The organism is Streptomyces lycii, from assembly GCF_009735685.1.
Classification (GTDB): domain Bacteria; phylum Actinomycetota; class Actinomycetes; order Streptomycetales; family Streptomycetaceae; genus Streptomyces; species Streptomyces lycii.
In genome coordinates this window covers 15025-32970 of record NZ_WHPN01000025.1, presented here as the reverse complement: position 1 = coordinate 32970, position 17946 = coordinate 15025, and the positions used below count along the sequence as shown (strand labels likewise).

Below are 17946 nucleotides of genomic sequence, written 5' to 3'. Positions count from 1 at the left end.
GGGCTCCCCGGCGGCCGGAGAGGGTCGGCGTCCCGGGGGCTGGCCGACCGCCGCCGCGCCCGGACAGGGCCGGCAGCCCGGCCCGCAGCAGCAGGCAACGGGGGCTGCGGCACCGCAGGGCGGTCCGGGACACTCCGGGCCGTCGGGAGCGGGGCAGGGCACGGTGGCAGGTGCGGCAGGTGCGGCCGGTACGGTGCCCGCCGGCGGACCCGGCCAGGGCTCCGGCGCCGCGGCCCCGGGCATGGTGCAGGGCGCCGCGCAGATCAGGCAGATGTGGCCGGACATCCTGGAGGCGGTGAAGAACCGCCGACGTTTCACGTGGATCCTCCTCAGCCAGAACGCCGAGGTCGTGGGCTTCGACGGCACCACGCTCCAGATCGGGTTCCCGAACGCCGGAGCGCGCGACAGCTTCGTCGGCGGTGGCAGCGAGGACGTGCTGCGGGAGGCGCTGGCCGAGTCGCTGCATGTGCAGTGGAAGATCGAATCCGTGGTCGACCCCTCCGGTGGCGCCGGTGGTGGTGGCGGTGGGGCCGGTGGTGCCGGTGTGTCCCCGCAGGGCGGCTTCGGCGGCGGTTCCGGTTTCGGCGGCGGGGCGCCGGGCGACGGGGGCGTTCCGGGTGCGGGTGGTGCGGGCGGTGGCCCGGGCTTCGGCGGCTCGGGCGGCGGTTCGGCACCGGGGCCCGGCGGCTGGGGCGCGGGTTCCGGCGGGCAGGGTTCCGGGCCCGGTGGTGCGGGGCCGGGTGCCGGGCACGGTTCCGGGGCCGTCTCGTCGTCGGTCGCGACCGCCCCGGCCCCCGAATCAGCCGGGGCCGGGCCGTCGCGCCAGGGTGCGGAGGCCGGGCCTCCGTCCCAGCGTTCCGAGGCGATGGCGGCGGCTGCCCGCCCGCAGCCCCGGAGCGAGCCGCGGCGGCCGGTGGTGGCGCTGGAGGACGACATGCCCGCCGAGGACGACCCGGACCTGGTCGACTCGGCCCTGTCCAGCCACGACCTGATCGTCCGGGAGTTGGGCGCCACGGTCGTGGAGGAGTTCACGAACGAGTAGGGCGAGTAGACGAGTAGGACGGGCACGACGAGTGGCGGGCGCCGGGCCGGGCCCGGGGGCCGGACCCGGGGCGGCGGGTCGGCCCCGGGCGCCGGGGGCCCTCCGGGCGTCGGGTTCCCTGGGCGTCGGGGCCCCTCCGGGCGTCGGGCTCTCCTTCGGGCACCGGCTTGGCCGGGCTCCCGCACCGGGCATCCGGCATTGGGGACCGGGTGACGCGCCTGCGCCCCCACCGCGCACCCCCGCCCCCCGGGAACCGTCCCGCGCACCCCGCCACCCCCGGGCACCCGCCGTCCCCCGGAAACTCCGCGGGCACCCGCCGCCCCCGGGAGCCGTCCCCCGCCACCCGCCACCCCCAGGCACCCGCCACCCCGGGCACCCTCCCCCCCCCGTCCCCCGCCGCCTCCGGGCACCCCGTGCCTCCGTGGCCCCGTAACAGCCCGCCCGCGTACGGTTTCCGGCACCGGGTGCCGTGCCCCGTGCCCTGCCCCCGTCCCGTACTGGCGTACTCCTTCCCCCGGCGTAGGGCGCGCCGCCCCGGGAGCACGTAGGCTCGGGCTGTCGGAGCAGAACCGTTGTCGAGTGCCAGGAGTGAAGCGTTGATTCCCGGTGGTGGCCAGCCCAACATGCAGCAGTTGTTGCAGCAGGCCCAGCAGATGCAGCAGGACCTCGCCGCGGCCCAGCAGGAGCTGGCCGAGACGCCCGTCGAGGGCTCCGCGGGCGGGGGCCTCGTCAAGGCGACGGTGAACGGTGCCGGGGAGCTGCAGGGCCTCGTCATCGACCCGAAGGCGGTGGACGACGAGGACGCCTCCCCGGCGGAGACGGCCGAGACGCTCGCCGACCTCGTGCTGGCGGCGGTGCGCGACGCGAATGCCGCCGCGGCGGAGCTCCAGCAGCAGAAGCTGGGCCCGCTGGCGCAGGGCCTCGGTGGCATGCCCGGGCTCGGCATCTGACCGGGACCGGCCCGGCGCCCCGGCCTTCCGGAGCGGCGGCCCCGGCCCCGTTCCGCCGCTGATCCGGGCTTTAGCGGCGGCCGACTAGCGTACGAGCGAAGCAGGAAGAAGAAGGAGACGGCGACTCGTGTACGAAGGCGTGGTCCAGGACCTCATCGACGAGTTGGGCAGGCTGCCCGGCGTCGGTCCCAAGAGCGCGCAGCGGATCGCCTTCCACATCCTGCAGGCCGAGCCCGCGGACGTCCGCCGGCTCGCGCACGCGCTGACGGAGGTCAAGGCCCGGGTTCGTTTCTGCGCCGTCTGCGGCAATGTGGCGCAGGAGGAGCAGTGCCGGGTCTGCCAGGACCCGCGCCGTGATCCGGCGGTCATCTGTGTGGTGGAGGAGCCCAAGGATGTCGTCGCGATCGAGCGCACCCGGGAGTTCCGCGGGCGGTATCACGTGCTCGGCGGAGCGATCAGCCCGATCGAAGGTGTAGGCCCGGACGATCTGCGTATACGAGAACTGTTGGCCCGGCTCGCCGACGGCACCGTCACCGAGTTGATCCTGGCCACGGATCCGAATCTCGAGGGAGAGGCCACGGCCACATACCTCGCGCGCATGATCAAGCCGATGGGACTGAAAGTCACGCGACTGGCCAGCGGGCTCCCTGTCGGGGGAGACCTGGAGTACGCCGACGAGGTCACGCTGGGACGTGCCTTCGAAGGGAGAAGACTTCTCGATGTCTGACGCCACGCTCCACGACACCCACCAGGACCCGGGCGACTTCGCCGTGCAGGTCGCCGATCAGATCGAGAGCTTCCTCGTCGCGGTCACGGAGGTGGCGAAGGGCGACGAACCGGGCAGCGCGATCCCCTTCCTGCTGCTGGAGGTCTCCCAACTGCTCCTCGCCGGCGGCCGGCTCGGCGCGCACGAGGACTTCGTGCCGGTCGAGCGCTACGAGCCGGACACCGGCCCGGAGCCCGACATGGACGATCTGCGGGAGCGCTTCGCGGTCCTGCTCGACCCGGCGGACGTCTACTCCGAGGTCTTCGACCCGTACGTGCCGCGCAGCGAACCGGTGCCGCACCGCATCTCCGACGACCTCGCCGACATCATCGCCGACCTGCGGCACGGCATGGTCCACTACCGGGCCGGCCGGGTCAGCGAGGCGCTGTGGTGGTGGCAGTTCTCGTACTTCAACACCTGGGGGCCGACTGCCTCCGCCGCGTTGCGCGCCCTCCAGTCGCTGCTCACCCACATCCGTACGGAGAGCCCGCTGGAGGAGCTGAACGGGCTGGACACGGACGCCGACGGTGTGCCGGACGACGGCTCGCTGGAGGAGGAGGCGGGCCGGGTCATGGCGGAGGAGATCGGCGTACCGCTGGGCGTGACGACGAAGTCCGCGCGCCCCTGAACGCGGCTCGTACGTGTGCGTGCTGCCGGGAGTCCTGCCGACGGGACGGTCTGCCCCCGCCGGCGCACGGCCTGCCGGGAGCCCTGCTGTCGGCCCTGCCGGCGGTCCTCCGGGCCGGCGGTCCTCCTGAAGCACGCCCGACGACCCTGCCGTGAGCCCTGCCCGAGTGGCAGGGCTCCGGTGCGTCCGCCGCCCGGTGCGTCCGCTGCCGTTCAGTGCTCCCCATGCCGTTCGGTGTGTCCGCCGCCCGGTCCGCTGCCGCCCGGCACACCGGCGCTCAGGTCCTGCTCTCCTCGGGCCCGGCTCTGTCTCTGCCCCCCCGCCCCGCCTTCCGGCGTCCCGGCCCCGACTTCCGGCCCTCGGCCCCGTCCCTTCCTCCTGGCCCCCGCCCTTCCTCCTGGCCCCCCGCCCGGCCCACCCTGCCTCGCCGCCTCGCCGTCTCCTGTCCCCGGTCCTGTCCCCGGGTTCGTTGCCGTTCCTCTCAGGGTTCTCTCCGGTACAGCCCTGATGGCCGGGGCGGGCCCTCCGGACAGAGTGGCCGCATGGCCTCTTCCCTCTCCTTCTCCCGGCGCCGCCTCCTCAGCGCCGGTGCCGCCCTCTCCGGAACGCTCCTGGTCACCGGCGCGCGCCCGGCACACGCGGCAGGACCCCCCGGTTCGCCCCCGGGTCCGCCGTACGGGACGGCCGGCGCGGGAACGGCCCCCGCGGCCGGTGTCCCCGTCCCGCCCCCGGACCCCGGCGCCCTGCGCGCCGCGATCGCCGATCTCGACCATCCGCCGGTCACCGCCGTCCAGTTACGGATCAGCGGCTCGGCCGGTTCCTGGTACGGCACCTCGGGCGTGGCCGACCTCCGCTCGGAACGGCCGGTGCGGCCGCACGACAAGGTCCGCGTCGGCAGCATCACCAAGGTCTTCGTGGCCACGGTCGTGCTCCAGCTGGTGGCCGAGGGACGGCTCGCGCTGTCCACTCCGGTGCAGCGCTGTCTGCCCGGACTGCTTCCCGCCGCGTTCCCGCCGATCACGGTGGAGCAACTGCTGAACCACACCAGCGGCCTGCCCGACGAGGTCGGCCACCCGGAGCTGAGCACGCCCGAGGCGGTGTTCGAGCACCGCTTCGACCGCTGGACGCCGGAGCGGCTGGTCGCCTCCGTCTCCCGGACCCCGATGAAGTTCGAGCCGGGCACCGCGCAGGACTACCGCGGGATCAACTACGTGCTGGCGGCCCTGGTCGTCGAGAGGCTGACCGGGCACCACTTCGGCAGGGCGGTGGAAGGGCGGCTGCTCCGCCCGCTCGGCCTGCGCGGCACGGACGTACCGGTGCACGAGCGGAGGATCCGGGGTCCGCACGTGCGCGGCTATCTGGAGATGTCCGACGGCAGGCTGCGGGACATCACGGAGATCGACCCGTCCAAGGACTTCGGCGAGGGCGAGATGATCTCGACGACGGACGATCTGACCCGCTTCGTCACCGCGCTCTTCTCGGACCGGCTGCTGCCCCGCCGGCTGCTGGACCGGATGTGCACGCTGCCCGAGGGCATCCGCATGATCGACGGCACCCCCGCCCGCTTCGGCACCGGCCTCCAGACGGCCACCGCCAACGGGGTCACGGTCTGGGGCAAGACCGGAGAGCAGTACGGCTACGCCAACGGCATGTTCAGTACCCGCGACCAGCAGCGCCGCATCGTCTTCGCCTTCCACCCGACCCACCGCGACGCCACCCAGGCCCAGCTCACGCAGCGCATCGCGGACGCCGCGACCCGGCCGCCCGGCGGCACCACCGGCAGTGCCCCGTCACCCGTACGGTGACCCGGCCGTCCCCGGGAGGGGTGGGCCCGCGGTACGGGGGAACCCATTCCGGACAAGCTGGAAGAGGCGGCGCGGGGGAGCAGCCCGCGCCGCCGTACCGCCCGCGGCACCGGAAGGATCCACGATGAGCGCACCCACGGACGGCACCACGGACGGCACCACGGACGCCGGCGGCGAGGACGGCGGGAAGACGCTCGGCAACGCCGCGTACGGGCACAAGCCCTTCAAGCGGTCCAAGAGCCACTTCACCGACCGCATCACCGCCGACGGCAGGGACCACGGCTGGCCGGTCGAGCCCGGCCGGTACCGGCTCGTCGTCAGCCGCGCCTGTCCCTGGGCCAGCCGTGCCCTGGTCTCCCGGCGGCTCCTCGGGCTGGAGGACGCCCTGTCGCTGGCCGTCACCGACCCGATCCAGGACGAGCGCAGTTGGCGGTTCACCCTGGATCCCGGTGACCGGGACCCGGTCCTCGGCATCCGCTTCCTCGGTGAGGCGTACGCCGCCCGGGAGCCGGACTACTCGGGCGGCATCAGCGTCCCGGCGGTCGTCGACGTGCCCACGGGCAAGCTGGTCACCAACGACTACCAGCAGATCACCCTCGACCTGGCGACCGAGTGGACGGCGCTGCACCGGCCCGGGGCGCCGGACCTCTACCCGGAACCGCTCCGCGACGAGATCGACGCCGTCATGGACGGCATCTACCGCGACGTCAACAACGGCGTCTACAAGTGCGGGTTCGCCAGTGGCCAGGAGGAGTACGACGACGCCTTCCGCGCCCTCTTCCACCGTCTCGACCTGGTGTCGCAGCGGCTCGCCGACCGCCGCTACCTGGTCGGGGACACCATCACCGAGGCCGACATCCGGCTCTTCACGACCCTGGTCCGTTTCGACGCCGTCTACCACGGCCACTTCAAGTGCAACCGGTTCAAGATCACCGAGGACCGGGTGCTGTGGGGATACGCCCGCGATCTGTTCCAGACGCCGGGCTTCGGCGACACCGTCGACTTCGACCACATCAAGCGGCACTACTACCAGGTGCACGAGGGCATCAACCCGACCCGCATCGTGCCCGGCGGCCCGGACCTGTCCGGCTGGCTGACCCCGCACCACCGGGAGGAGCTGGGCGGGCGCCCGTTCGGCGACGGCACCCCGCCCGGACCGCCGCCGGCCGCGGAATCAGTGCCTCCGCCGGACACGGCACACCGGGTGGCGGGCCGGTCCGCGGGTGGGCCGGGCTCATGACCGGCCGGTTCTGAGGAGTACGAGGGGCAGGACTCGGGCCGGGCCCCGAGCCCGCCCCCGAGACCGCGCCCACCCCTGAGATCGCCCCGCCTTTGAGACCGCCCCGAGACCGAACCCGCCCCCGAGACCGAGGCGCCGAGCCCGAGCCCGCCCCCGAGACCGAGGCGCCGAGCCCGAGCCCGCCCCCGAGACGCCGGGACCGAGGCAACGGCAACCCGCTCACCAGGCTCACCGCGCCCACCGCGCCCACCAGGCCCACCGCGCCCACCAGGCTCACCGCGCCCACCGCGCCCACCAGGCTCACCGCGCCCACCGCACCCACCAGGCCCACCACACCGGGGAATCAGACCACCCACGACTCCTCGTCCAGTGCGATCCGCTGCTCCCCCTCGGCGCTCACCGTCAGCGTGAAGCGGTCGAAGCCCGGCTCCCCGTGCCCCTGCCACCAGTCCCAGGCCGCCTCCAGCTCGTCCCAGAGCGCGCGCGGCCCGGACTGCACCACCGAGTACGCGTCGCGGCCGGGCGTGTGGTCGGCGGTCGCCCAGCTCGTCACCCCGGTGTCGTACAGCCACATCCGGTACGAGCCGTCCCGTCGCCGGCCGCCCGTCCGGCAGAACAGGCCGGGCACCCGCACCCCGATCGCGAACATCGCGCTCCAGCCGCCGACCAGCTCCGGGGAGAGCCCGGTGCTGCTCCGGCGCCCCCCGCCGGGCCACGGCCGGGAGAGGTAGGCGCCGGGCGGCGGCCGGTCCTCGCGCTGCCCGCGCAACCGCATGAACGCGGAGGACGCGGTGAACGGCCCGTCGGCCGAGCCGTCCTCGCGCACCGTCAGCCGCGCGATGCCCTCGCCGCCGTACGCCGGTCCCCACGGCACGACGATCACCGCGCCCGGGGCGCACTGCGCGAGCCACTGCGCCGGAACGCGTTCGACGGAGCAGGTCGCGATGACCCGGCTGTACGGGACGAGCGCCGGATGCCCGTCGGCGCCGTCCCCGACGACGGTGACCGGCACCGTGTCGCCCGTACGCGCCGCGGCGGCCTCCAGGCGGGACCGCGCCGAGGCGGCGAGCCCGTCGTCCACCTCGACGGTCACGACGTTCGCCCCGCCGGCCCGGTGCGCGAGGAGCGCCGCGTTCCACCCCGTTCCGGTGCCGATCTCCAGGATCCGGCCGCCCTCCTCGACGGCCAGCGCGCGGAGCATCGAGAACACCATGGACGGCATGGAGTTGGAGCAGGTCGGCACCTTGCCGGTGCCGGGCCCGGTGTACGCGCCGTCGTCCCACTGCGTGGTGATGGGCACGTCCGTGTGCACCGCGGTCCACCAGGCGGCCGGGTCCTCGCCGCGCACGACGCGGTCGCAGGGCCGGTCGCCGCTCGCACTGCCGGGCCAGATGACGTCCGGCACGAACAGATGGCGCGGCACCGCCTCGAACGCGGGCAGCCAGTCGCTGTCCAGCGTCCGTTTCGCGACGAGCTCGCAGGCCAGCCCCAGCCGTCCGGCCTCCTCCGCCGCGCTCGGCTGCTGGATCACGTACCGCCTCCTTCCCGTCCGGCCGGCCCCGCCGCGCCGCGGAGTGCTGCCGCCGGGCTGAGATCACCGTCGCCCTGAGGCTGCCCGTCCACCGCACGGGGGATGCCGGAGGTCATGTGGGATGCCCGGGGTCAGCCGAGGGCCCCGGCCAGCAGCTCCGCCGTCCCGGCGACCAGCGCGCGGTCGTTCCCGGCGTCCTGGTGGAACTTCGTGGTGAGGACGGCGAGCGCGACGGGCGCCCCGTCGGGTGTCCAGGCGACGCCCGCGTTGTTGGTCGTCCCGTAACCGCCCGCGCCGGTCTTGTCGGCGACCGTCCAGTCGGCGGGGAGGCCCTTGCGGAACTGCTCGCCGCTGGTCGTGTTGGCCAGCAGCCAACCGGTCAGCCGCTCCCGGTCGTGCGGTTCGAGCACGTCACCGACGACGAGCCGGGCGTACGTACGTCCGATGGCGCCCGGGCTGGTGGTGTCCTTCCACTGCCACGGCTCCGCCGAGTTCAGCTCGGGCTCCCAGCGGTCGAGCCGGGTCCTGTCGTCCCCGATGGAACGGCAGAACCGGGTGATGGCGCCGGGGCCGCCGAGTTCGCGCAGCAGGAAGTTGCCGGCCGAGTTGTCGCTGCGGGTGATGGCGGCGTGGCACAGCTCGTCGACGGTCATCCCGTGTTCGAGGTTCTCGGGCAGCCCGGTGACCGGCGACCAGGTCTTGTCGAGTTCGTCCTCGGTGTAGTGGACGACCTTGGCCAGGAATTCGCCGCTCCGGTCCAGGTCGCGCAGTACGGCCGCCGCGGCGAGCGTCTTGAAGAGCGAGCAGACCGGGAAGCGCTCGTCCGTACGGTGCAGCACGGTGGCGCCGGTGGCGAGGTTGCGCGCGTAGACGCCGAGGCGCGCGGAGTGCTCGCGCTCCAGGGCGCGCAGCCGCCGGGTGACCTCGTGACCGTTCCGGCTCGCGGCCGGAGCCGCGGCTGCCGCCGTTCCGCCGGTCAGTCCGGCGGTGAGTGCCGTACCGGCACCGGCGACGAGCAGCGCACGGCGGGTGGGTCTGGACTTGAGCGCGTTCACGGGTGGTTCTCCTCCTGCGGCGGTGGGCCGATCGAACAACTGATCAAGGAGACGCCGCGCCGGATCGGCCGGTTGCAGCCCTGTGGGCCGATTGCGGAGGCCCATTGCGGAGGCCCGCGGCTCGAACACCGGGCGGCGAGGCGGCAGTTGAGGCGCTCGCGGAGCCGGTGCCGGGCTCGCGGGTCCGGTGCCGGGCTCGCGGGTCCTGGGACGTCCGCTGCTGATTGCGACGTCCGCGGGTCGGTCCTGCGACGGCCAGTGATCCCTGGGGCGGGCCACTGGTCCCTGGGATGCCCGCGGATCCTGACGCGCCGCGGGGCCGGTGCTGAGTCCGGGGGCGGTGCGGTGTCCGGGCCCGGTGCGGTGCGGGCGGGCCCGGCCGCCCGCGCTGACCCGGCGGAGGCCACGGCGGTCATGACGGCTACGGCGGTCACGGCGGTCACGGCGGTCACGGCGACCGTGGCTGCCGCGGTGGCTGCGGTGGCTGCGGTGGCTGCGGTGGCTGCGGCGATCCGGGCGGCGGCTGCGGCGGTGTCCCGGTCCGCGCCCCCTGCCGCGGACCCGGCCGGGCCCCCGGCGTCGGGCCCGCTGTCGGGTCCGGTTGTGCCCCCGGCTGTGGCAGCGGGCCCGGCCACAGCGGCCGCGCCGGCGGATCCGACGCCGGGGATCCCGGAGGCGTACACCCCGGAGGCGGGGGCCCCGGAGGCGCGGATCCCGAAGGCGTGAACCCTGGAGGCGTGAACCCCGGCGGTATGAACTCCGGCGGTAGGTACTCCGGCGTCCCGTACGGACCGCCGGGCGCCGGGACCGGCACCGGGCGACGCCCCCTGCGCACCGTGGGCACACACGCCGCCACCAGCAGCGGAAGCAGCGAACTGAGCCCGAGATAGAGCATCCGGCCGGTCAGGCCCCCGGTGGAGCACTCACCGGCCGCGCAGGACAGGAGGGTCACGGCCACGTAGTCGCCCCCGTAGCCGAGCGCCCCGGCGATGCCGCAGGCCAGTACCGCGTGCGCGAACGCCGCACCGCCGTTCCGGCGCCGGCGGCCCGTCCGGACGGTGAGGACGAGCAGCGCGACGGCCACCGGAAGCGGAGTCAGCGCGAACCGGCCGCCCACCCCGAGCACGAACACCCCCACCGCCAGCAACAGGCCCCAGCTCACAGCGCTGTGCACCGTGCGGCGCAGTTCGGCGCGCGACTCGGACCGCGCGCCGTCGGCCAGCGCCTGCCCGAGCAGCGGAAGCAGAGCCGCGAGCGTCGCGGCACACACCAGGTACGGGGCGTGCACCAGCACTTCGAGCCCCGCCGCCAGAACGAACAACACGATCTCGGGCGTGCCCGGCGGCATCAGCTTCGACATCAGGGCCTCGGGGACCATGAGGTCCATCAGCCAGACGTCGACGCAGACGAACAGCAGCCCCACCCCCGAGCCCGCCGCGCACAGCAACGGCACCGGCCGCCGCCGGCCCGGCAGCGCCCGCCGCCACAGGGCCGCCGTACGGACCATCCACCGGGACGCCGCGTACACGCTCAGCGAGAGCAGCGCCGCCCAGGGGAGGAAGCCGAGGCCGAGCTGGTCCGTGGTGCTCAGCGCGAACGCCGTGGTCGAGTCGAACACACCGCCGCCCAGCGCCAGTCCGCAGCCGAGCCCCCAGGCGGAGGTCCACAGCACGTGCCGTCTCCTACCGGCGGGGAAGCCCTCGTCGGCACGCAGCGCCAGGAAGCACACGACCGCCGCCACGAGAGTGCCGCCGACGGCGGCCGCCAGCAGGTCCTTGACGGGATCGGCCCGGCCGCCCAGCGCGGAGTTGAACACGAAGGTGTTGCCGATGCCGGAGTGCAGCGCGCCGATCACGCAACCGACCGCCAGAAGCTCCCAGAACCCGCTGCGGAACAGCGGCGAGGCGTCGTCCAGCACGGCCCTGCGCTGCGCGTCGGACGGGTGCACCCGCAGGAGCGTGCTCCGCCGGCGCCGACCGCCGCGGGACTCGAAGAGCGTGCGCAGCGCGTCCGGTGAGGTGCTCCACCGCTGCGCGCGGGCGTCGGCGTAGAACTCGCGGCTGCGCAGCACGGCCCGGCGGGACAGTTGTACGACGACGAGCAGGCTGAGCGCCTGGAGCGACAGGGCGATCCCGGCGGCGAGGGAGCCCGTACCGATGCCCCAGAGCAACGGCCAGCCGACGCCGGCGGGCACGGCCAGCACGAGCGCGGGCAGTCCGACGCGGCCCGCGGCGATGGTGAGGAAGCTGATGTCCACGTCGCGGTTGCGGATGTGGGCCAGTTCGTGGAGGACGACGGCCTCGAAGGTCTCGGGCCGCCGCCCGCGCAGCGCGAGGAGGCCGCCGCTGAGCACGATGTACCTGCGCCGCCACCGTCCGAAGGCGAGTGCGGAGACCCGCGGGTCGAGGGGCTGCGCGAGCCAGTTGACGCGTTCGGCACCGGCCTTGCGGCGCAGCGCCCGCAGCGTCTGCTGCAGGCCGGGGAGGTCGTCACCGAGCGGGACGTAGCGGCGCCTGCGGATCCGCCGGACCGGCAGCAACCAGTAGACGAGGAACACCAGCAGCCAGAAGCCGGCGACGGAGCACACCGGGACCCAGAGGTCGACCACCCGGGGATCGGCGCCGCACACCTCCTCCGCCGACGGCGCGCCGGCGGCGGGGAGTCCTTCCGTCGCCCGGTTCTCCCGCTCCCAGCAGGCCTGGTACTCGGCGACGGCGCGATGGCTGCCGGCACCCACCAGCAGGGGTGCCACCCGGCCGGTGACGGCCGACATCACCACGGTGGTCAGGCTGATCACCAGCAGTGCGAAGCGCAGGGTGGTACCGGACGGCACCGCGAACGGATCGCGGGGGCGTTCCTCCAGCGCCGCGGCGGTCACGCCGCCGGCTCTCCGCGCTCCGGGTCGTCCTCGGGCGCGGATCCACCGCCGCCGCGCCTGCCGCCGTCCCGCTGCGCAGCTCCACCGGTGCCACTGCTGCCGCCGTCCGGCGCGGAACCCGCTCGGCCGTCCCCGGCCGGATCCGTCCCGGGAACCGCCTCCGGGCCCGGACCGGGAACCGCCTCCGGGCCCGGGCCGGAATCCGCCCCGGAACCCGCGCCCGTGGACACGTCCGTGGACACGTCCGGGGCCACGCCTGTGCCTCCGCCCGGGGCCGTGCCGGGGCCTGCTCCGGGTGGCGTTGCTCGATCGCCTCCGCCCGTCCCGGGATCGGCGGACGGGCCGGGAGCGGTCCGCGCCATGGCCAGCTCGGCGACGATCCCGTCGGCGACCGCCTCGGCGGTCCGCTCCGGTACGTTCATCCGGCGGGCGTGGCGGCGCGCGGCACGGTGGATCAGCTGCATCTGTACGGGAGTCAGCGCCGGGCCGTCCTCCCGGGAACCGGCCGGGCCCCCGGCCCCGGACGGCCCTTCGGGAGACGGATCGGGGGACGGTTCGGGGGACGGCTCGGGAGAGGGCTCGGGCCGGCGCAGGATCACCCGCCGGATCCAGGAGGCGAGCCGGTCGGCCGACCGGTCGGTGCGTTCCTGCACGAGCTTGCCGAGCGTCTCGACGGCGACGGCCAGCACCAGCGCCGTCACCGCGGCCGTGAGCCCCTCGACCCCGAACGCGAGCGGTTCCCGCCGGGAGCCGGCCCGGCGGCCGGGCCGCGCGTCGGTGTGGAAGGCCCGGGCGACCATGTCGAACTGCTCGAGTTCCGCGCGGGCGTCGATCCCCGCTTCCTCGTTGAGCAACCGTCCCGCCAGCACCGCACGCGCCAACTGGTCGACGGCTTCACGGTCGTACGTCGTCCGCACCGGTCCCCCCTCCAACGGCATTACGCATCATGACGCAGCCCGCGCCGTCACGCGGACCGTTCCGCCATCCCGTTCCCCGACCGAGTCTGCGCGCGGCGGAAGGGCGCGCAAGAGGGCGCGGGAGGCGCAGGAAGGCGCGAGGGTGGAGGAGCGGCCGGGACGGAAGCGGGTGCGAGGGGAGGGAAGCCGGGCAGAGGGGGACGGAAGGGGACCTGAGGGGAACGGAGAGGGGCCGGAAGGGGGCGGAGAGGGACGGAGTTGGGGACGAGGGAGGCGGAAGGCACGGCGATCACGGCACCAGCGGTCACACGGCACCAGCGGTCACACGGGACCGGTGGCCGTTCCAGCACCAGCGGCCATCACGTCCGGCGGGAGCCGAAGCACCAGCGGGAGCCGAAGCACCAGCGGGAGCCGAAGCACCGGCGGGAGCACAAGCGGGAGCCGAGACACCAGGGGCAGCCGAAGCACCGGCGGCAGCCGCGGGCCGCGCCGGGGACCCGTAACCCACGGCAGAGTCCGTGCCGAAAAAGCGCATGCCCCACCAGCCCGTGCCGGGTTACCGTCCCGGCATGCCCTACATGAAGCTCTTCTGGGTGAGGACCCGGCGGGCCACACACCCCACCAGCCGTCTTCCGGAACACCTCTCACCACGATGGAGCACCCCGTGGCCAAGCGAAACAACAACCTTCTCGGCGTAGGCGGACAGCGCAAGAAGGTCTCCAGCGCAGACCAGCAGGGTTCGGCCCCTGCCCGCGCCGCCGACCGCAGGTCGGCCGCCGAGCAGAAGCAGGAACTGCTGCGCAAGATGCGCGAGCGGGTCCAGCCGGACCCGGCGGACCCGGCGGACCGGACGGCCCCGGCGGGCCAGGAGGAAACGGCTGACCAGCCGGACCCGGCCGCCTCGGCCGACCAGCCCCAGCCGCCCGCGGAAGCCGCCCACCGGGCACCCGAGGCCGACGAGCAGAGCTGACCTGTACAGGGCGCGGGGCCGGCACCGTCACACGGTGCCGGCCCCGCGCAGGGATGTTCACGCCCAGGGCACTTGCCGGCGGCGTGACCGGGGTCAGGCCAACACCTTGGCGATGGCCAGGGCAATGCGTTCGATCCAGTCCACGGCGTCACTGGCATCGGCCGCGGTGACGGGGCGCCGCCGCCCCAGGTCGCCGTCCTCCAGGTCGGCGTAGTGCGCGATCTTGTTGCGCCGCTCGACTATCTCGGAGAATTTCGCTCGGAGCGACCGTCCGTTGTACGAGACCCGCCCTCGGTGCCACTCGTTAATCTGCTGGGCCGCTCGGCCCCAGAGATCGGCACCGTTGGGCACCAGCTTGTACGCCTCGACGATTTTGCTCGGATTGTGCATCGGGATGTAGGCCCACTTGGCCTTCACATGCTCGACCACCTTGTCGGCCAATTCGGCCTCACCCCGCCGGACCTGCTCGATGTACGCGAGGGGCAACTCGAAGTTCTCCAGAGCAGCCGGCTTCTCGGCTCCGGCGTCCTCGGCGATCTCTCCAACGCGCCGGTACAGCTCTTCGTGCAGCCAGTGATCGACGGCGCTGACCGCCTGCACCCACGCGGCGCGGTAGAGATCCCCGACATCGAGTGCTTCGGGTCGCAACCCGTGCAGGCTCTGGCCTGCGTTGATCATCTTCCGGGCGTAATCCAGGTTCGTGGTGAACGACTGGAACTGCTGCGTCTCCGGGCGTGGAATGGTCATCCCCCGTACCGCTCCTGTGCGTCTACTCGATGACTGGACGGCCACGAGGACACGCTATGTGGCCGAGTAGATACTCCAGACGATCGAAGGGGTGGTCAACCGCAGTGGCCGGATACCGGCGCCCGGGATCGCCACTGTGTCGGCAGGGTGATCCCGGCCCTCACCCTGATGTCCTCAGGGGCCACGGGTGCGGGAGGCCGACCTTGTGAGGATACGGATGCCCGGTAATGGCTCGGCAACTTGGATCAGCCTTGTTCGTTCTTGTCGTCCAGCACTTGAAGCGCCAGGTCCCACAACGTGTTCACCCCGTCGGAAGTCCACCGGCTCGGCCCCTGCACGGCAACGGGTGACTTCTCGTAACCGGCCAGTTCCCAAATCTTGGTCACCAGCCCGCTCGCGGAGTACGCGTTCCCGTCGTAGGTCCACAGCAGGCACTTGACGCGGTCGTTCACCCAGGTCGCCCTGCCCCGGCGGGCGTCCTCGTCCAGCCATGCCCGTACCGCCGCTGTCTCGGTGCTGCTCTTCGGCTGGAAGACCAAGGGTGTGCCGTCGGCGAGACGCCCGGCACTGACCAGAGTGGGCACTGCGTTGGGGCGGCGCTGCTTCCGCTTGTGTTTCGCCGGGGGCCGGTAGTCGACCGGGAGCACAGGGACCGTCCCGCCGCGGTCCATGTCCTCCAGCACCAGCTTCGACAAGTGCTTACAGCGGGTCTCGTCGGTGAAGGTGTTCGAGAGGAAAGAGTTCCTGCCGTATTCGGCGTCGACGTGGTGGATCAGCCAGGACAGGGCCGTCGCTGTCAGTTCCGCCAGACGGTCCAGGGTCGGCTGCCAGTGCAGGTCGGGTTCGTCGAGTTCTTCCTCCAGCCCGAGGTGCCGGAAAACCAGATGGGTCACGAGGAGGTCCCCGCGACGGGCGATGTCGGCGGCACGACCGTGCAACCGCCTGCGCTCGACCTCCAGCGCTGCCCCCACCCCACGGCGAATCTCCACCGAGCGCCAGATCCGCAGTGCGGTCGGAACTTCACCGAAGAGACGTGGATATGCGCCGCTGCTGCCTCGCTCCCAGAGGAGATCTGTGTCCTCGCTGGCCCGCACGGCGAGTTCCGGGCTCCGGTGGGCGCAAGCGAGCGCGGTGGCGGCATGCACGACGGAGCACCCCGCCTCCGGAGCCGGATCGGGCTCCCCGCGTTTGTAGACATAGGTCTTGCCGAGTGACAGCAGGAAATCCTCTCGGATCTCCGCCTGTGCCGGTTCCAGGGCGATGAAATCTCTCTGCGACACGTCGTTCTGCGTGTTCGTCGTCTCGGTGACGCGCTTGGCGTAGACCGGCCGTTCGGTGCCGAGGGAAATGGCCCGTACGGTCACGTCGGCGTTCTCGGCCTGGTCCGGGTGCTGCGCCATGGCTTCGTGGATCGCTGTGACGGTCTGGGCGCCGTTGACGACACTGACGCCGTCGAGAGCGAGCCGGACCGGTTCGTTGGGCATGCGGCGACCCGGCCACTGGGGTTCGATCGCATCGCACAGAACGGTGATGCCGTTGTTGAAATACCAGAAGTTTTCCGGCTCCGTGAGCAGGGTTTCCTTGATGCCGGAGTTGATGCGGGTGAGCCCGAGCGAATTGCGGACGTTGTCCTCGTACAGTGCGTCGCCGTAGGCGGCATACCAGGCGGCGACGTCACGGACTGCCACCGTGCCCTGCCATGCCTCGAACGGGGTGCCCCGCCGGATCCAGCCGGACATGGTTGCTGTCACGTTCACCGGGTCTGGTGCCAGGTCCTGCCGCAGCTGCTGATGCACGTCGGCAGCGGTCACCACGCGATAACTGAGCACCGGACCCAGGGTGTTCATCTCCGTGCAGGCACGCTCCAGGACCTCCGTGACCGCATCGGAGAGATCGCGCGCGCCCATGAGGGCGACGACAAGAGTGATACGCAGCCGCGGATCCCCCATCGCAGCGTCCAACTGGGCGACGTGCGGAGTGAGCCGTTCGTTGAAGCGTTCGAAGTCACGCTGATCGATCAACCGCAGCCCGTCGACGAACTTGAGCGCCTCCCCCTTGTCGATCTTGGCCTTTCCGGAGTCGCTCCACTTGGCTTGGACGAGCCATACGTCCCGCGAGTTCTCGCCCACGGCCACGCCGTCGATGCCCTGGTCGTCCTCGCCGTCGATCACGGCCCGGCCTGCCGTCTCGTGGTCGCAGCCGGTCACCAGCCGGACAGCGGATGCTGCCAGGGCACGGGAAAGGAACCGGTTTTCGCGGCCAATCCGGTCGTAACCTTTCAGGTCGTCTTCGTAGATGAGGCCGGCATAGTCCTTGAGAAGAGCAGGGCGGACATGCCGTACCTGCGTCGGCAGACTGGACGGCCCCTGCTGCTGTGCACTCATCCCCACCCCGAAATGCTTCGCCCGCTCACGTCGTGGCCCGTAACGCTAGCGCGACGCACTGTTACACGCGGCCGGTACGCCGAAAGGTGCGGGAGGAGAGATGCAGGGGGACGCCATGATCAGGTCGACACGTCGGGTTCGTATGTACGGGCACACACATCAGAACGCATTCTGAGTACAGTGGAGGCATGAGCATCAGCCACCCTGACTCCGTCACGTTCTCCGACCTCTCCAGAAACCCCCGGGCCGTGGCCGAGAAGGCCGCGCGTACCGGTCGGCTCAGGGTCACCCACCGGGACGCACCCGATTTCTATCTGACCGCTGCTGACCGGGAGGAGGAGCGTGACGACAACCTCAGTACGGCCTCGCGGATGTTCCTCGCGCTGATGAAGCACGATGCGAGTGCCCGTGCCGTTCTCCTCGCCATGCCGGACGTCTTCCCCTGGGTGCGTCACCTGACCGAGGACGAGGTACGGACCTTCACCGTCGAGCTGACGGCAGCGCTCTCGGACGCGGCCGAGCTGGATGTCGACAGCAACGCCCAAGAGGTCATCGCCGGCTGGCGTGCCACAGCACGCATCAAGGCCGACCCGGAGGAATATCGGCGGGCCAAGGCTCCCACCGAGGGTGACTTCGGCCAGATCGGGGACGTGGAGTGAGCCCCAAGCGCGGCGACCGGGTCACGGTCCCTCCGTCCGATCCCGAGTGGGACGTGCGCTTCGGCACCACCGATGCCGTCAGAGGCTGGGAAGAGTTGTGCCGGCTCGCTCTGCCGAACACCCGGCGTTGCCTGGAAGCCCTGCGGTCCGCGCCGTGTTCGCGGGCGCAGCACTGCCGTCAGCACCGGCTGCGCGGTGACCTCGCCACCCACCGTCACAGCGGCGTCGACCTGGAGCAGTGGGAGTACGAGGTCACCAGTGGCGGCAGGGTGCGCTATGCCGTGGACCCGGACAAGCGCGTCGTCTGGGTGCTCTACGCATCTCTGCGGCATCCGAAGGACACGGCCCGCTGAGCAGAGGACACGGGGGGCGGG

The 17946-nt window shown here is 72.7% G+C and carries 15 protein-coding genes; 9 read left to right on the top strand and 6 right to left on the bottom strand.

All coding sequences use genetic code 11. From position 1 onward, the window contains the following. The first annotated feature begins 193 nt into the window (after nt 1-193). The 6 genes from GCU69_RS01075 to GCU69_RS01050 all read left to right on the top strand — a co-directional run bounded on the left by GCU69_RS01075 (nt 194) and on the right by GCU69_RS01050 (nt 6431). Nucleotides 194-1042 carry a hypothetical protein gene (locus tag GCU69_RS01075; RefSeq protein ID WP_156204872.1) on the top strand — a complete coding sequence of 283 codons (849 nt, stop codon included), beginning with the start codon at nt 194-196 and terminating at the stop codon, nt 1040-1042. A gap of 623 nt (nt 1043-1665) precedes the next feature. Continuing rightward, on the top strand, nt 1666-1992 hold the full coding sequence (locus tag GCU69_RS01070) for a YbaB/EbfC family nucleoid-associated protein (RefSeq protein WP_235978125.1): 327 nt from the start codon (nt 1666-1668) through the stop codon (nt 1990-1992). A 127-nt stretch (nt 1993-2119) separates the two neighbouring features. Beyond that, complete coding sequence (gene recR, locus GCU69_RS01065) at nt 2120-2719, top strand: recombination mediator RecR (protein WP_098752677.1); 600 nt, start codon at nt 2120-2122, stop codon at nt 2717-2719. After that, nucleotides 2712-3386, top strand: a complete 675-nt coding sequence (locus GCU69_RS01060) for a DUF5063 domain-containing protein (protein WP_156204871.1) — start codon at nt 2712-2714, stop codon at nt 3384-3386. Before recR ends, GCU69_RS01060 begins: the two co-directional genes overlap by 8 nt. A gap of 542 nt (nt 3387-3928) precedes the next feature. Further along, a complete protein-coding gene (locus GCU69_RS01055) occupies nt 3929-5191 on the top strand; it encodes a serine hydrolase domain-containing protein (RefSeq protein WP_156204870.1) in 1263 nt (420 codons plus the stop codon). A gap of 124 nt (nt 5192-5315) precedes the next feature. Then, a complete protein-coding gene (locus tag GCU69_RS01050; RefSeq protein WP_156204869.1) occupies nt 5316-6431 on the top strand; it encodes a glutathione S-transferase family protein in 1116 nt (371 codons plus the stop codon). 343 nt (nt 6432-6774) lie between these two features. Here the strand turns inward: GCU69_RS01050 and GCU69_RS01045 are convergent, their stop codons facing one another. From GCU69_RS01045 to GCU69_RS01030, 4 genes are all read right to left on the bottom strand, one after another. Continuing rightward, the gene (locus tag GCU69_RS01045; protein WP_235978124.1) at nt 6775-7962 is read right to left on the bottom strand and encodes a methyltransferase domain-containing protein; all 1188 of its coding nucleotides are present in this window, start codon (nt 7960-7962) and stop codon (nt 6775-6777) included. 131 nt (nt 7963-8093) lie between these two features. Beyond that, entirely contained in the window at nt 8094-9017 is a 924-nt protein-coding gene (gene bla / locus GCU69_RS01040; protein WP_235978123.1) for a class A beta-lactamase, read from the bottom strand. A 448-nt stretch (nt 9018-9465) separates the two neighbouring features. Continuing rightward, the gene (locus GCU69_RS34295; protein ID WP_156204868.1) at nt 9466-11895 is read right to left on the bottom strand and encodes a M48 family metallopeptidase; all 2430 of its coding nucleotides are present in this window, start codon (nt 11893-11895) and stop codon (nt 9466-9468) included. Then, nucleotides 11892-12812, bottom strand: coding sequence for a hypothetical protein (locus tag GCU69_RS01030; RefSeq protein WP_156204867.1), 921 nt, complete (start codon nt 12810-12812; stop codon nt 11892-11894). Before GCU69_RS01030 ends, GCU69_RS34295 begins: the two co-directional genes overlap by 4 nt. 664 nt (nt 12813-13476) lie before the next feature. On the opposite strand from GCU69_RS01030, the gene GCU69_RS01025 reads away from it, so the two are divergent. Continuing rightward, entirely contained in the window at nt 13477-13782 is a 306-nt protein-coding gene (locus GCU69_RS01025) for a DUF6243 family protein (RefSeq protein WP_156204866.1), read from the top strand. Nucleotides 13783-13875: 93 nt separating this feature from the next. Here the strand turns inward: GCU69_RS01025 and GCU69_RS01020 are convergent, their stop codons facing one another. Continuing rightward, on the bottom strand, nt 13876-14529 hold the full coding sequence (locus GCU69_RS01020; protein WP_156204865.1) for a hypothetical protein: 654 nt from the start codon (nt 14527-14529) through the stop codon (nt 13876-13878). Between the two features lie 245 nt (nt 14530-14774). Continuing rightward, nucleotides 14775-16913 (bottom strand): AIPR family protein, encoded by a 2139-nt coding sequence (locus GCU69_RS01015; protein ID WP_156204864.1) that lies wholly within the window; start codon nt 16911-16913, stop codon nt 14775-14777. A gap of 188 nt (nt 16914-17101) precedes the next feature. On the opposite strand from GCU69_RS01015, the gene GCU69_RS01010 reads away from it, so the two are divergent. Both GCU69_RS01010 and GCU69_RS01005 read left to right on the top strand, forming a co-directional pair. Further along, on the top strand, nt 17102-17572 hold the full coding sequence (locus GCU69_RS01010) for a hypothetical protein (protein ID WP_156204863.1): 471 nt from the start codon (nt 17102-17104) through the stop codon (nt 17570-17572). Continuing rightward, nucleotides 17569-17925 carry a hypothetical protein gene (locus GCU69_RS01005; protein WP_156204862.1) on the top strand — a complete coding sequence of 119 codons (357 nt, stop codon included), beginning with the start codon at nt 17569-17571 and terminating at the stop codon, nt 17923-17925. The genes GCU69_RS01010 and GCU69_RS01005 overlap by 4 nt, the downstream gene beginning before the upstream one ends. Nucleotides 17926-17946 lie beyond the last annotated feature (21 nt).

What these genes read in the sequence shown, in the direction of transcription:
- GCU69_RS01015 (WP_156204864.1), bottom strand. Translation starts at nt 16,913, where the DNA reads ATGAGTGCACAGCAGCAGGGGCCGTCCAGTCTGCCGACGCAGGTACGG.
- GCU69_RS01060 (WP_156204871.1), top strand. Translation starts at nt 2,712, where the DNA reads ATGTCTGACGCCACGCTCCACGACACCCACCAGGACCCGGGCGACTTC.
- GCU69_RS01010 (WP_156204863.1), top strand. Translation starts at nt 17,102, where the DNA reads ATGAGCATCAGCCACCCTGACTCCGTCACGTTCTCCGACCTCTCCAGA.
- GCU69_RS01050 (WP_156204869.1), top strand. Translation starts at nt 5,316, where the DNA reads ATGAGCGCACCCACGGACGGCACCACGGACGGCACCACGGACGCCGGC.
- GCU69_RS01020 (WP_156204865.1), bottom strand. Translation starts at nt 14,529, where the DNA reads ATGACCATTCCACGCCCGGAGACGCAGCAGTTCCAGTCGTTCACCACG.
- GCU69_RS01055 (WP_156204870.1), top strand. Translation starts at nt 3,929, where the DNA reads ATGGCCTCTTCCCTCTCCTTCTCCCGGCGCCGCCTCCTCAGCGCCGGT.
- GCU69_RS01070 (WP_235978125.1), top strand. Translation starts at nt 1,666, where the DNA reads ATGCAGCAGTTGTTGCAGCAGGCCCAGCAGATGCAGCAGGACCTCGCC.